Origin of the sequence: Thiohalobacter sp. (genome assembly GCF_027000115.1) — a bacterium.
Taxonomy (GTDB): Bacteria; Pseudomonadota; Gammaproteobacteria; order Thiohalobacterales; family Thiohalobacteraceae; genus JALTON01.
Genome location: NZ_JALTON010000040.1, coordinates 51,874 through 65,306, shown reverse-complemented (window position 1 = coordinate 65,306; position 13,433 = coordinate 51,874). Strand labels below are relative to the sequence as shown.

Here is a 13,433-nt window from a genome sequence, read left to right as displayed (position 1 = left end):
GCCTACTCGACCGTCACCGACTTGGCCAGGTTTCTCGGCTGATCGACGTCGGTGCCCTTGAGCACGGCGACGTGATAGGCCAGCAGCTGCAGCGGCACGCTGTAGACGATGGGTGCGGTGCCGAGGCAGATGTCGGACAGGGTCAGGCTGTGGCAGGTGTCGAGCGGGATGTCCACGCGCTGATCGCTGAACAGGAACAGCTCGCCACCGCGGGCGCGTACCTCCTGCAGGTTGGACAGTACCTTTTCCAGCAGGGGGTCGTCGGGCAGGGCGCAGACCACGGGCATGGTCTCGTCGACCAGCGCCAGCGGGCCGTGCTTGAGCTCGCCGGCCGGGTAGGCCTCGGCATGGATGTAGGAGATCTCCTTGAGCTTGAGCGCGCCCTCCATGGCGATGGGGTAGAAGGCGCCGCGGCCGAGGAACAGGGCGTTGTGACGGTGGCCGAAATGGCGGGCCATGTCGGCAATGGCATCGTTGAGCTGGAGCACCACTTCCACCTGCCGGGGCAGGGCGTGCAGTTCGTCCACCAACTCGCGCTCGCGGTCGGCGTCCATGCCGCGGCGGCGCGCCAGTGCCAGGGTGAGCAGGCGCAGGGCGACCAGTTGGGTGGTGAAGGCCTTGGTCGAGGCCACACCGATCTCGGGACCGGCGCGGGTCATCAGCGCAACGTCCGATTCGCGGACCAGTGAACTCTCGGGCACGTTGCAGATGGCCAGGCTGCCGAGATAGCCCAGCGCACGGCTGCCGCGCAGGGCGGCGAGGGTATCGGCGGTTTCCCCGGACTGGGATATGGTGACGAACAGGGTGTCCTCGGGCACCACCACCTTGCGGTAGCGATACTCGCTGGCCACCTCGACACTGGCGGGAATGCCGATCTCTTCCAGCCAGTAGCGCGCCACCAGGCCGGCATGATAGCTGGTACCGCAGGCAATGATGTGCACGCCGCGCGCGCGGTCCAACAGCGCCTTGGCCTCGTGCCCGAAGCTCTCCTCCAGCAGCCGCCCCTTGTGGATGCGGCCCTCCAGGGTCTCGGCGATCACCGCGGGCTGCTCGAAGATCTCCTTGAGCATGTAATGGGCATAGGGTCCCTTGTCGGCACGCGCGGCGGACAGGGAGGACTCGGTTTCCCTGCGTTCCACCGGCCGGCCGGCCGCATCGAACACCTGCACGCCATCGCGCCGCACCTCGGCGATGTCGCCCTCCTCCAGGAACAGGAAGCGCTGGGTGACCGGCAACAGGGCGAACACGTCGGAGGCGATGAAATTCTCACCCACGCCGAGGCCAACCACCAGCGGGCTGCCGGCTCGGGCGACGATCATGCGATCCGGCTCGCCGGGCGCGATCACCGCCAGGGCATAGGCACCGACCAGGGCCTCGCGCGCCTTCTGCACCGCGGCGAACAGATCGGATTCCTGGCGCAGCAGGCTGGCCAGGAGATGGGCGATGACCTCGGTGTCGGTCTCCGAGGAAAAGCGGAAGCCCTCGCCGATCAGCCGCTCGCGCAGCTCGGCGTGGTTTTCGATGATGCCGTTGTGGACGATGGCAACCGACTCGCCGCTCATGTGCGGGTGGGCATTGCGTTCGGCGGGAATGCCGTGGGTGGCCCAGCGGGTGTGGGCGATGCCCAGTTCACCCTCGATGGGTTCCGCGTCCAGCCTCGCCTGCAGCTCGGCGACCTTGCCCACCGAGCGGATGCGCTGGATGCGGCCATCGGCGTCGCGCAGGGCAATGCCGGCGGAATCGTAGCCGCGATACTCGAGCCGTCGCAGGCCCTCCATGAGAATGGGGGCCACGTTGCGTTGGGCAATGGCGCCGACGATGCCGCACATGGGATCAGGCCTTCCCTGGTCCGGAGATGCATGGGCGGGCTGGCGGCCCGTCCTGCCGACAGGTGCAGGCGGTTGCCGGCAACGGGCTTCGCGCAGTCACGGTTTCATGATGGCCACGCTGTGTCTTGTCCATCCGGCCGCCGGGTGACCGGTTGTATTCCTTCATCTCACGCCTCACTTCTTCTTCACCGGCCGCTGCCAGCCCTTGATGGTCTTCTGCGGACTGCGGCTGAGGGTCAGCTCGCCGGGCGGCGCGTCACGGGTGAGGGTGGTGCCCGCCCCCAGCGTCGCGCCGCGACCCACGGTGACCGGCGCCACCAGCTGGGTGTCCGAACCGATGAAGGCCTCGTCCTCGATCACGGTGCGGTGCTTGTTCGCGCCGTCGTAGTTGCAGGTGATGGTGCCGGCACCGACATTCACGCCGCGCCCGATGCTGGTATCGCCGATATAGCTGAGATGATTCACCTTGGAGCCGGCACCGATGTCCGATTTCTTGAGCTCCACGAAGTTGCCGATGTGCACCTCGCGGTCCAGCCGCGTCTCGGGACGGATGCGGGCAAAGGGGCCGATACGCGAACCGGCGCCGATGACGGCGTCCTCGATCACGCAGTTGGCCAGGATCTCGACATCGTCCGCGATCTCCACGTTGCGCAACAGGCAGCCGGGGCCGATGCGCACGCGGTCGCCCAGTACGACGCGGCCCTCCAGAATGCAATTGACGTCCATGCGGACATCGCGGCCGTGTTCGAGGGTGCCGCGCAGGTCGAAGCGCATCGGATCGGCAAGACTGACACCCGCCAGCAGCAGGGCCTCGGCCTGCAGGCGCTGGTGGATGCGTTCCAGCTCGGCGAGCTGGCGACGGTCGTTGACGCCGAGGATTTCGTGCAGGGCGTCGGGGTGAACCGCGCGCACCGGCACATGGTCGGCGGCGGCCATGGCGATGATGTCGGTCAGGTAGTACTCGCCCTGGGCATTGCGATTGTCGAGCCGCGCGATCCAGTCGCGCAGGCGCTCTGCACCGACGGCGAGGAAGCCGGTGTTGATCTCGCGGATCGCGTGCTGCTCGGGACTGGCATCCTTGTGCTCGACGATGCCGATGACCGTGCCTTGCCCATCGCGCAGGATGCGCCCGTAGCCGGCGGGGTCGGGCAGCTCGGCGGTGAGCAGGCCCAGGCCATCGGTGCCGGCGGCCTCCACCAGGCGGCGCAGGGTGGCCGGGGCGATCAGGGGCACGTCGCCGTAGAGGACCAGCACCCTGGCGGCGTCGGGGATGGCCGGCAGCGCCTGGGCGACGGCGTGGCCGGTCCCGAGCTGCTCGGCCTGCTCGATCCAGTCGACGCCGGCGTCGGACAGCGCGGCCCGCACCCGGTCACCGCCATGGCCATACACCACCTGGATGGCGGCAGGATCCAGCTTGCGAGCGGCCTCTATGACGTGTCCCAGCAGCGGCCGGCCGGCCAGCGGGTGCAGCACCTTGGGCAGGTCCGATTTCATCCTTGTTCCCTGCCCGGCGGCAAGGATCACGACATGCAGTTCCATTCACTCAGCCTAATCGAGCGGCGGGGATGGCGTCCAGCCAACCGTCGCCGGAATCCGCAACACCCCTGTCAGCGGCGGAACATCGCCTTGCTTTAGCCCGCATGTTGCACCAGCGCATCGGTCGTGACGCCGAGGTCACGGAGGCGCGGGGTGTGCCGGGGACGGGAAGGCGCCTGCCGGCGTTGCAAGGTTTTGCCTTCCAACGGTTTCAGTACTGAATTCGTCCGTGTCTTCCGTGCGGTCCGTGGCGCTCTTGCTCTTTCCAGACCGCTGCATTGCCCCACCCGAAAGGACAAGGGGGCAGCCACAGGCCGCCCCCTCGGAATCACGCAAGCGACCGATCCCGTCAGGCCCGGCCCTTCTTGCGCATCTTCTCGATGGCACGCAGCTGTGCGATGGCCTCGGCCAGCTCGGCCTGTGCCTTGGCGTAGTCGATCTCCGCCTCACGGTTGGCCAGCAGGTCCTCGGCCCGTTTCTTGGCCTCCAGGGCGGCGGCCTCGTCCAGATCGGCCGCGCGGACGGCCGTGTCGGACAGCACCGTGACCACGTGCGGCTGAACCTCCAGCATGCCGCCGGATACGAAGAAACTCTGCTCGTTGCCCTGCTGGTCCTGGATGCGAACCTCGCCGGGCACCAGCCGGGTGAGCAACTGGGTATGGCGCGGCGCAATGCCGAGCTCGCCCATTTCCGCCGGCGCGAACACCATCGTGGCCGGACCGGAAAAGATCTGGCCCTCGGCGCTGACGATGTCGACATGAATTTCCATAGCCATAGTATAAACACTCAGCTGCTGGCTTCCCGGCCGCCGGGCGGCCTGGGCCCAAGCGGTCGGGAAGCCGTGTCCTGGTCGTTCCCGGCCGTTACAGGCTCTTGGCCTTCTCCACGGCTTCCTCGATGGTGCCGACCATGTAGAAGGCCTGCTCCGGCAGACTGTCGTAGTCACCGTTGACGATGCCCTGGAAGCCACGGATGGTGTCCTTCAGGGAGACGTACTTGCCCGGTGCACCGGTGAAGGTCTCGGCCACGAAGAAGGGCTGGGACAGGAAACGCTGGATCTTACGGGCACGGCCCACGATCAGCTTGTCCTCTTCGGACAGCTCGTCCATGCCCAGGATGGCGATGATGTCGCGCAGCTCCTTGTAGCGCTGCAGGGTGCCCTGCACGGCGCGCGCAGTCTCGTAGTGCTCGTTGCCGATGACCAGCGGATCCAGCAACCGCGAGGTGGAGTCCAGCGGGTCCACCGCGGGATAGATGCCCAGCTCGGCAACCTGGCGGGACAGCACGAGGGTCGCGTCCAGGTGGGCGAAGGTGGTGGCCGGGGACGGGTCGGTGAGGTCGTCCGCGGGCACGTACACCGCCTGGAAGGAGGTGATGGAACCGGTCTTGGTGGAGGTGATGCGCTCCTGGAGCACACCCATTTCCTCGGCCAGGGTCGGCTGGTAACCCACCGCGGAGGGCATGCGGCCGAGCAGCGCGGACACTTCGGTGCCGGCCAGGGTGTAACGGTAGATGTTGTCGATGAACATCAGTACGTCACGGCCCTCGTCGCGGAAGTGTTCGGCCATGGTCAGGCCGGTCAGCGCGACGCGCAGGCGGTTGCCCGGCGGTTCGTTCATCTGGCCGTAGACCAGCGCGACCTTGTCGAGAACCCCGGCTTCCTTCATTTCGTAGTAGAAGTCGTTGCCCTCTCGGGTACGCTCGCCGACACCGGCGAACACCGAGTAGCCGGAGTGCTCGATGGCGATGTTGCGGATCAGCTCCATCAGCGTCACGGTCTTGCCCACGCCGGCGCCGCCGAACAGGCCGACCTTGCCGCCCTTGGCGATGGGCATGATGAGGTCGATGACCTTGATGCCGGTTTCCAGGATCTCCACGCTGGCTGCCTGATCGGCATAAGTCGGTGCTGCGCGGTGGATCGGCAGCCGCGCCTCGGCCTCGACCGGACCCGCCTCGTCCACCGGCGTGCCCAACACGTCCATGACGCGGCCCAGGGTGGCCTTGCCCACCGGCACCGAGATGGGCGCACCGGTGTTGGTCACCGACAGTCCGCGGCGCACGCCGTCGGTGGAACCCATGGCGATGGTCCGTACCACGCCGTCACCCAGCTGCTGCTGGACTTCCAGGGTCAGGCCGGCTTCGTCGACGGTAAGCGCGTCGTAGATTCTGGGTACCGAGTCGCGCGGGAATTCCACGTCGACAACGGCACCGATGATTTCAACGATGTTGCCCGAACTCATGTTGCTGTCCTCTTGGATTCAGATACAAGATGCAAGATACAAGCTGGCCATGCCTGCTTTTCTGTATCCCGGCTCCTGTATCCTGTCTCTCGTTTCTCTGAAATGGCTTGTATCCTGGCTCTTGTATCTGCGCACTATACCGCCGCCGCGCCGCTGACGATCTCCGATATCTCCTGGGTGATCGCCGCCTGACGGGCCTTGTTGTACACCAACTGCAGCTCATCGATGAGATTGCCGGCGTTGTCGGTCGCTGCCTTCATGGCGACCATGCGGGCGGCCTGCTCGCAGGCGACGTTCTCGACGATGCCCTGGTATACCAGCGACTCGATGTAACGCATCATCAGCGCATCCACCACCGGCTTGGCGTCCGGCTCGTAGATGTAATCCCAGTGATGCTTCAGTTCCTCGTCGCCGGCACCCTGGATCGGAATGAGCTGAGCGATGGCCGGTGACTGGGTCATGGTGTTGACGAAGCCGTTGTAGGCCAGGTGCAGCTCGTCGATGCCGCCTTCCTCGTAGGCATCCAGCATCACCTTGACGGTGCCGAGAATATCGGTCAGCTCCGGCGCGTCGCCCATGTGCGTGGCCTGCGCCAGCACGCGGCCGCCGATGCGCTTGAAGAACTGCTGCGCCTTGGTACCGAACACCGCCAGATCGATCTCTACGCCGGCATCCGACCACTGCTTCATCTGCCCCAGCACGCGCTTGAACAGGTTGATGTTGAGCCCGCCGCACAGGCCGCGATCGGTGGAAACGACGATCAGGCCGACACGCCTGACCTGTTCCCGCGCCTGCAGATAGGGATGATGGTATTCGGGATGTGCCTGCGCCAGGTGCGCGATCACGCTGCGCATCTTCTCCGCATAGGGGCGTGTGGCCAGCATGCGGTCCTGGGCCTTGCGCATCTTGCTCGCCGCCACCATCTCCATGGCCTTGGTGATCTTGGCCGTCGAGCTGATGCTCTTGATCTTGGTGCGTATCTCTTTCGCGCCAGACATGTGCTCAGTTCCTGGTTGCCGGGTTCGGCAGCGGGATCACGCGGACCCCGCTGCGCGAGCCCTGATTTACCATGCGCCGTTGGCTTTGAAGTCCTCGACACACTTGCGCAGCCCGGCCTCGATGTCGTCGTTGTAGTCCGCCGTCTCGTTGATGGTGTTCATGAGATCGGCGAAGTTCGACTTCATGTGCGCATGCAACGCCGCCTCGAAGTCCACGACCTTCTTCAGCTCGACGTCGTCCAGATAGCCTTCGTTGGCCGCGAACAGCGACACGGCCATTTCGGCGATCGACAGCGGGCTGTACTGCGGCTGTTTCATCAGCTCGGTCACGCGCTGGCCGCGCTCGAGCTGCTTGCGGGTGGCATCGTCCAGATCGGAAGCGAACTGGGCGAAGGCCGCCAGTTCGCGGTACTGGGCCAGTGCCAGACGCACGCCGCCGCCCAGCTTCTTGATGATCTTGGTCTGGGCGGCACCGCCGACACGCGACACCGACAGGCCGGCGTTGATGGCGGGCCGGATACCGGCGTTGAACAGGTCGGTCTCGAGGAAGATCTGACCGTCGGTGATGGAGATCACGTTGGTCGGAACGAAGGCCGAGACGTCACCGGCCTGGGTCTCGATGATGGGCAGCGCGGTCAGCGAGCCGGTCTTGCCGGTCACCGCACCGTTGGTTTCGCGGGCCACCCAGTCCTCGTTGACACGCGCGGCGCGCTCGAGCAGACGCGAATGCAGGTAGAAGACGTCACCCGGATAGGCCTCGCGGCCCGGCGGACGACGCAGCAGCAGCGATACCTGACGATAGGCCCAGGCCTGCTTGGTCAGATCGTCATAGACGATCAGGGCATCCTCGCCCCGGTCGCGGAAGTACTCGCCCATGGCGCAGCCGGCGTAGGGCGCGATGAACTGCATGGCCGCGGATTCGGCGGCGGTGGCCGCCACCACGATGGTGTGCTCCATGGCGCCGTGTTCCTCGAGCTTGCGCACCACGGCGGCGACCGAGGAGTTCTTCTGGCCGACGGCGACGTAGATGCACTTAACGCCGGTGCCCTTCTGGTTGATGATGGCGTCCACTGCCACCGCGGTCTTGCCGGTCTGGCGGTCGCCGATGATCAGCTCGCGCTGGCCGCGGCCGATCGGCACCATGGCGTCGATGGATTTCAGACCGGTCTGCACCGGCTGGTCGACCGACTTGCGCCAGATCACGCCGGGGGCAATCTTCTCGATCGGGGAACTGCCCTGGGCCTCGATCGGACCCTTGCCGTCGATGGGATTGCCGAGGGAGTCGACTACGCGGCCGAGCATGGCCTCGCCGACCGGCACTTCGAGGATCTTGCCGGTGCACTTGACGGTGTCGCCTTCGGAGATGCCCTTGTAGTCACCCAGGATCACGGCGCCTACGGAGTCGCGTTCCAGGTTCAGGGCCATGCCGTAGACACCGCCGGGAAACTCGATCATTTCACCGGCCATGACGTCGGCCAGACCATGGATGCGGGCGATGCCGTCGGTCAGCGAGACCACGGTGCCTTCGGTGCGTGCCTCGGCAACGGTCTCGAACTTTTCGATACGGCTCTTGATCAGTTCGCTGATTTCAGTGGGATTGAGTTGCATGGTTGGAATTCCTCTCAGTGGCTCAGGGCCGTGGCCAGTCGGGCCAGCTTGCCCCGCACCGAACCGTCTATGACCAGGTCACCGGCACGAATCACGGCACCGCCGACGAGCGATTCATCGATCCTGCAGTCGAGCTCGACATCGCGGCCGAAACGCTTTTTCAGGGACTCGAGGATTGCCTGCTTCTGGACCTCGCTGACCGGCCTGGCGCTGACCAGCTCGGCCTGGATGGCACCCTCGGCCTCGCTCTTGAGTGCCAGGTACAGGCGGTGGATCTCGGGCAATGCCTTGAGGCGGCGGTTTTCCGCAAGCACCCGGATCATGTTGCGCCCCTGCGCGTCCAGGCCATCGCCACAGATCTCGATGAAGAGATCGGCGAGCTGGCGCTCGGTCAGCCGCGGATTGTCGATCAGGCGGGACATCTCGGCATCGGCAGCAACGACGGCGGCCAGCCCGAGCATGTCGGCCCAGCGGTCGAGTGCCTGCTGCTCCCGGGCCAGCTTGAACACGGCCAGGGCATAGGGTCGGGCGATCGTCGTGAGTTCGGCCATGGCGCGCTACCTTCAGATCTGGGCTGCCAGCTTGTTCAGCAGCTCGCCGTGGGTGGACTCGTCGACCTCGCGCTCCAGCACCTTTTCGGCACCGGCAACCGCGACGGACACCACCTGCCTGCGCAGGTCTTCCTTCACGCGGTTGACCTCCTGGTCGATCTCGGCGCGGGCGGCCGCCAGCAGGCGCTCGCCTTCGGCGCGAGCGGCATCCTTGGCCTCGTCGACGATTTCGGCGGCACGCTTCTCGGCACGACCGATGATCTCCTGGGCCTGCTGCTTGGCTTCGTGCAGCACTTCCTTCGCGCGCTCCTGGGCGAGCGCCTGTTCGTGCTTGCCGCGCTCCGCAGCGGCCAGGCCGTCGGCAATCCTTGCCTTGCGTTCATTCAGTGCGTTGACCAGCGGCGGCCAGACGTACTTCATGCAGAACCAGACAAAGACCGCAAACGCCACCATCTGACCGATGAGGGTTGCATTGAAGTTCATACCGTCACCTCGCTAAGTGGCAGTGAGTGGACAAACGTCTCTGTTACTTAGCCACCCACGACCGCGAAGAGCACGTACAGGGCCAGACCGACGGCGATCATCGGCACGGCGTCGACCAGACCCATGACGATGAAGAACTGCGTGCGCAGCATCGGGATCAGCTCCGGCTGGCGGGCGGCGCCTTCCAGGAAACGGCCGCCGAGGACACCGATGCCAACCGCGGCACCCAGGGCACCCAGGCCCATCATCAGGGCGCCAGCAATGTAGAGCAGTGCAGTTTCCATGTTTCTCTCCTGTATATGAGAAGGTAGGTTTCGAAATTGAATGGGGACGACTCGATCAGTGATGTTCCTGATGGGCCATGTCCAGATACACGATGGTCAGCGTCATGAAGATGAACGCCTGCAGCGTGATGATCAGGATGTGGAAGATGGCCCAACCGAGCTGCAGCAGGCCACCGAACAGGCCGAAGGCCCAACCCGCGCTGTACATCAGGGCGATCAGGATGAAGATGGTCTCGCCGGCATACATGTTGCCGAACAGTCGCAGGGCGAGGGAGACGGGCTTGGAGATCAGCGCCACGCCTTCGAGGATGAGGTTCACCGGAAACAGCCACTTGGGGAAGGGCTGGAAGGCCAGCTCGCCGAAGAAACCGCCGATGCCCTTGATCTTGATCGAGTAGTAGAGCATCAGGACGAACACGCCGATGGCGAGGCCGAAGGTGATGTTGGGGTCGGTGGTCGGCACCACCTTGAAATAGACGTGGTGCGGGTCGACGCCGAACACGTACTGGCCCACCAGGCCGGCGATCCAGGGCAGCAGGTCGACGGCGATGAGGTCCATGAAGTTCATCAGGAACACCCAGCAGAAGATGGTCAGCGCCAGCGGCGCGACCAGGTCGTTCTTGGCCGAGAAGGAGCCGCGCACCGAATCGTCGATGAAGTCGACGATCCATTCGACGAAGTTCTGCAGGCCGCCCGGGGTGTCGGAAGTGGCGTTCTTCGCCGCCTTGCGGAACAGCCAGAACAGGAACAGGCCGAGGCCGACCGACCACAGCATGGAGTCGACATTGATGGCCCAGAAGCCCATTTCCGCGGCTTCCTCGGCGCTGTGGGCAAAGCCCCAGCTGCCGTCGGCATGCTGTCCGAAGGTCCAGTTGGTGAGGTGATGCTTGATGTACTGTCCGGAAGTGATCGCTTCACTCGACATGGGTTGAGAATCCCGACTTTAAGCTGGAAAACATGTGCAGCAACTGGCCCGCGATGAAGGCCGCGAGCAGCGGCCCGGGTTCGAGGTGCAGGGCACCCAGTCCGGCCGCGAGCAGCATCGCCACAATGGCGAAGCGCTCCAGGGCGGCGAAATACATCTGCCGCAGGTCCCTGTGCGGCGTGTCAGTGGGCCGTCGCGCCATGCGCGCCGCCCGCCAGGCCAGCAATGCCGTGTTCGTCATCGCGACCGCGCCCCCGAACAGGGCGGCGACCGCCCCCTGCACGCCGCCTGGCCAGGCACTGCCGGCCGCAACGAACAGGGCAAGGATCAGTTGGCTGAACAGCAACTTACGCATGTCGCTCGCTCACCGGGCCGATGCGCCGGGGGGATCGGGGGGCGCGCGACAATCGTCTCCGTTGTTCCGTGCTCCGCGATGGTTGAAATCCGGTCAACCAAAATCGGGGCGCGCAGTATAAAGGCTGCCGTACAGGGGGTCAATGCACGGATAAACGGAGATTATGTCCCGTTAAAGTGTGCGGAAAGCGCCCCTCAGCGAATGTGCGCCAGGATCCCGTCGAGTTCGTCCAGGGAATTGTAGCTGATCACCAGCTGTCCCTTGCCGCGGGCGCCCGCCTTGAGGCTGACCCGGGCACCCAGACGCTCGGAGAGTTCGCGTTCCAGCCGCTGCACGTCCGGGTCGGGGGCCGCCGCCTTCGGCTTTGGCCGTTCCCCGCGCTGTCGCTTGCGCACCAGACGCTCGGTTTCGCGCACCGACAACCCGCGCGCCACCACCGTCCGCGCCGCCTCGCTCTGCCGCGCCCCGGCGAGCGCCAGCAGGGCACGGGCATGGCCCATCTCCAGCTTCCCGGCCTCGACCAGTTGCTTGACGTCGTCGTTGAGTTCCAGCAAGCGCAGCAGGTTGGACACGGCCGTGCGCGAGCGGCCGACGGCCTCGGCGGCCTCCTGGTGGGTCATCTCGAACTCGTCGATCAGCCGGCGCAGGGCGCGGGCCTCTTCCAGCGGATTGAGATTCTCGCGCTGGATGTTCTCGATCAGGGCCATGGCGATGGCGGCGCGGTCCGGCACGTCGCGCACCACCACCGGCACCGCCTGCAGGCCGGCGAGCTGGGCCGCGCGCCAGCGCCGCTCGCCGGCGATGATCTCGAAGCGGCCGCCGCCAACGGGGCGGACCACGATCGGCTGCACCAGGCCCTGCGCCTTGATGGAATCGGCCAGGTCCTGCAGCGATTCGGGATGCATGTCGGTGCGGGGCTGGTACCTGCCGCGCTGGATGAGGTCGATGGCGAGGGTGCGCAGGCTGCCGTCACCGGCGGCTTCGGATGCGGCGGGCACCGGCGCGGGCCGGGCCGCCGGTCGGGTCTTGATCAGGGCGTCCAGTCCGCGCCCCAGTCCTTTCTTCTTGGCTGCCATGTCGCTGTCTTGTTCAGGCCTGTTGGGTCTCGACGGCCGCGCCGGCGGCCTCCTGCTCCCGTCGCACCAGTTCGCCGGCCAGCGCCAGGTAGGCCAGCGCGCCGCGCGAGGCCTTGTCGTAGCGCAACACCGGCATGCCATGGCTGGGCGCCTCGGCGAGGCGGACGTTGCGGGGCACGATGGTGCGGTAGACGCGGTCGCCGAAGTGCTCGATGAGCTGTTCACCGACCTGCACCGCGAGATTATTGCGGGCATCGTACATGGTTCGCAGCAATCCTTCGATTTCCAGACCGGGATTGAGCGCAGCGCGTACCTGTTCGATGGTCTCGAGCAGGGCGCTCAGGCCCTCCAGCGCATAGTACTCGCACTGGATCGGAATCAGCACGCCGTCGGCCGCGGCGAGGGCGTTGACGGTGAGCATGTTCAGCGAGGGCGGGCAATCGATGAGGATGTAATCGTAGCGGTCGCGCACCGATTCCAGCGCCTGGCGCAAGCGGTCCTCACGGTCGTCCATGCCCAGCAGTTCGACCTCGGCGGCGGTCAGGTCGCTGTTGCCGGGCAGCACGTCGAAGCCGGCCGCCTCGGAATGCTGGATCGCCTGGCGGATGTCGATCTCGCCCAGCAGCACGTCGCAGCTGGAATAGTCCAGCTCGTGCTTGTCCACGCCGCTGCCCATGGTGGCGTTGCCCTGGGGATCCAGGTCCACCAGCAGCACGCGACGACGGGTGAGCGCCAGCGCCGCGGCCAGATTGACGCAGGTGGTGGTCTTGCCGACCCCCCCCTTCTGATTGGTGATTGCCAGTATCCTGCCCATGACACCCGCGCCGCCGGCGGCACCCGGCCCCCTTGTCTTGTTATTCGGCGTCCGCCTCGGGACGCATGATGACCAGATGCCGTTCGGCATCCAGCCCCGGAACCTGCAGACGCTCGACCCGCTCGACGACACCCGGCCGCGACAGGGCATCCATTTCCGCCACCGGAAACACGCCCTTCATGGCATGGATGCGGCCATCCGGCCGGCACAGACGGTGGCCGGCCTGGTACATCTCCTCCAGCGAGGAATAGGCGCGGCTGACCACGGAGTCGAAGACCTCGTCGGGCCGGTAGTCCTCCACCCGGCAGTGCACCACCTCGACATTGTCGAGCGTCAGCTCGGCCACCGCCTGGCGCACGAAGCGCAGCTTCTTGTTGCTGGCATCGAGCAGCACCAGTTGCCAGTCGGGCCGGGCGATGGCGAGCACCAGCCCGGGCAGACCGGCCCCGGTGCCGATGTCGAGCACCCGCGGTCCCCGAAGATGCGGCAATACGCTGAGGCTGTCCAGCAGGTGCCGGCCCACCATGTCGGCCGGCTTTCGTACCGAGGTCAGGTTGTAGACCCGGTTCCACTTGGCCAGCAGCCGCACCAGCGCCAGCAGGTGCTCGCGCGCGCCCTCGGGCAGCTCGACTTCCAGCGCCAGCAGGCCCCGATCGAGGCGCTCCTCGGGACCGGGGCCGCGTTCGACCTGGGATGACTTGCGGATACGCCTGGCAAAGACCGCCATGTGGATT

14 protein-coding genes are annotated in these 13,433 nt (G+C 66.0%); all 14 read right to left on the bottom strand.

The genetic code is table 11. The features are described 5' to 3' along the window. Nucleotides 1-2: 2 nt before the first annotated feature. Nucleotides 3-1,829: a glutamine--fructose-6-phosphate transaminase (isomerizing) gene (gene glmS, locus MVF76_RS07365; protein WP_297528160.1), complete on the bottom strand. Its 1,827-nt coding sequence runs from the start codon at nucleotides 1,827-1,829 to the stop codon at nucleotides 3-5. A gap of 174 nt (nucleotides 1,830-2,003) precedes the next feature. Continuing rightward, nucleotides 2,004-3,362: a bifunctional UDP-N-acetylglucosamine diphosphorylase/glucosamine-1-phosphate N-acetyltransferase GlmU gene (glmU, locus tag MVF76_RS07360; protein WP_317622947.1), complete on the bottom strand. Its 1,359-nt coding sequence runs from the start codon at nucleotides 3,360-3,362 to the stop codon at nucleotides 2,004-2,006. 352 nt (nucleotides 3,363-3,714) lie between these two features. Further along, entirely contained in the window at nucleotides 3,715-4,140 is a 426-nt protein-coding gene (locus tag MVF76_RS07355; protein ID WP_297528158.1) for a F0F1 ATP synthase subunit epsilon, read from the bottom strand. 88 nt (nucleotides 4,141-4,228) lie between these two features. Beyond that, nucleotides 4,229-5,605, bottom strand: coding sequence for a F0F1 ATP synthase subunit beta (gene atpD / locus MVF76_RS07350; protein WP_297528157.1), 1,377 nt, complete (start codon nucleotides 5,603-5,605; stop codon nucleotides 4,229-4,231). Nucleotides 5,606-5,739: 134 nt separating this feature from the next. After that, nucleotides 5,740-6,603, bottom strand: a complete 864-nt coding sequence (gene atpG, locus MVF76_RS07345; RefSeq protein WP_297528156.1) for a F0F1 ATP synthase subunit gamma — start codon at nucleotides 6,601-6,603, stop codon at nucleotides 5,740-5,742. A 66-nt stretch (nucleotides 6,604-6,669) separates the two neighbouring features. Next, a complete protein-coding gene (gene atpA, locus MVF76_RS07340; RefSeq protein WP_297528155.1) occupies nucleotides 6,670-8,211 on the bottom strand; it encodes a F0F1 ATP synthase subunit alpha in 1,542 nt (513 codons plus the stop codon). A gap of 14 nt (nucleotides 8,212-8,225) precedes the next feature. Next, the gene (locus MVF76_RS07335) at nucleotides 8,226-8,762 is read right to left on the bottom strand and encodes a F0F1 ATP synthase subunit delta (protein WP_297528154.1); all 537 of its coding nucleotides are present in this window, start codon (nucleotides 8,760-8,762) and stop codon (nucleotides 8,226-8,228) included. A 12-nt stretch (nucleotides 8,763-8,774) separates the two neighbouring features. Continuing rightward, nucleotides 8,775-9,245, bottom strand: coding sequence for a F0F1 ATP synthase subunit B (locus tag MVF76_RS07330; RefSeq protein WP_297528153.1), 471 nt, complete (start codon nucleotides 9,243-9,245; stop codon nucleotides 8,775-8,777). A gap of 47 nt (nucleotides 9,246-9,292) precedes the next feature. After that, complete coding sequence (gene atpE / locus MVF76_RS07325; protein WP_297528152.1) at nucleotides 9,293-9,529, bottom strand: F0F1 ATP synthase subunit C; 237 nt, start codon at nucleotides 9,527-9,529, stop codon at nucleotides 9,293-9,295. Nucleotides 9,530-9,584: 55 nt separating this feature from the next. Next, on the bottom strand, nucleotides 9,585-10,454 hold the full coding sequence (gene atpB / locus MVF76_RS07320) for a F0F1 ATP synthase subunit A (RefSeq protein WP_297528151.1): 870 nt from the start codon (nucleotides 10,452-10,454) through the stop codon (nucleotides 9,585-9,587). Then, a complete protein-coding gene (locus tag MVF76_RS07315) occupies nucleotides 10,444-10,809 on the bottom strand; it encodes an ATP synthase subunit I (RefSeq protein ID WP_297528150.1) in 366 nt (121 codons plus the stop codon). The genes atpB and MVF76_RS07315 overlap by 11 nt, the downstream gene beginning before the upstream one ends. Before the next feature lie 194 nt (nucleotides 10,810-11,003). Then, complete coding sequence (locus MVF76_RS07310; RefSeq protein WP_297528149.1) at nucleotides 11,004-11,885, bottom strand: ParB/RepB/Spo0J family partition protein; 882 nt, start codon at nucleotides 11,883-11,885, stop codon at nucleotides 11,004-11,006. 13 nt (nucleotides 11,886-11,898) lie between these two features. Further along, nucleotides 11,899-12,699: a ParA family protein gene (locus tag MVF76_RS07305; protein ID WP_297528148.1), complete on the bottom strand. Its 801-nt coding sequence runs from the start codon at nucleotides 12,697-12,699 to the stop codon at nucleotides 11,899-11,901. A gap of 40 nt (nucleotides 12,700-12,739) precedes the next feature. Further along, nucleotides 12,740-13,426 carry a 16S rRNA (guanine(527)-N(7))-methyltransferase RsmG gene (gene rsmG / locus MVF76_RS07300; RefSeq protein ID WP_297528147.1) on the bottom strand — a complete coding sequence of 229 codons (687 nt, stop codon included), beginning with the start codon at nucleotides 13,424-13,426 and terminating at the stop codon, nucleotides 12,740-12,742. Between the last annotated feature and the right edge of the window lie 7 nt (nucleotides 13,427-13,433).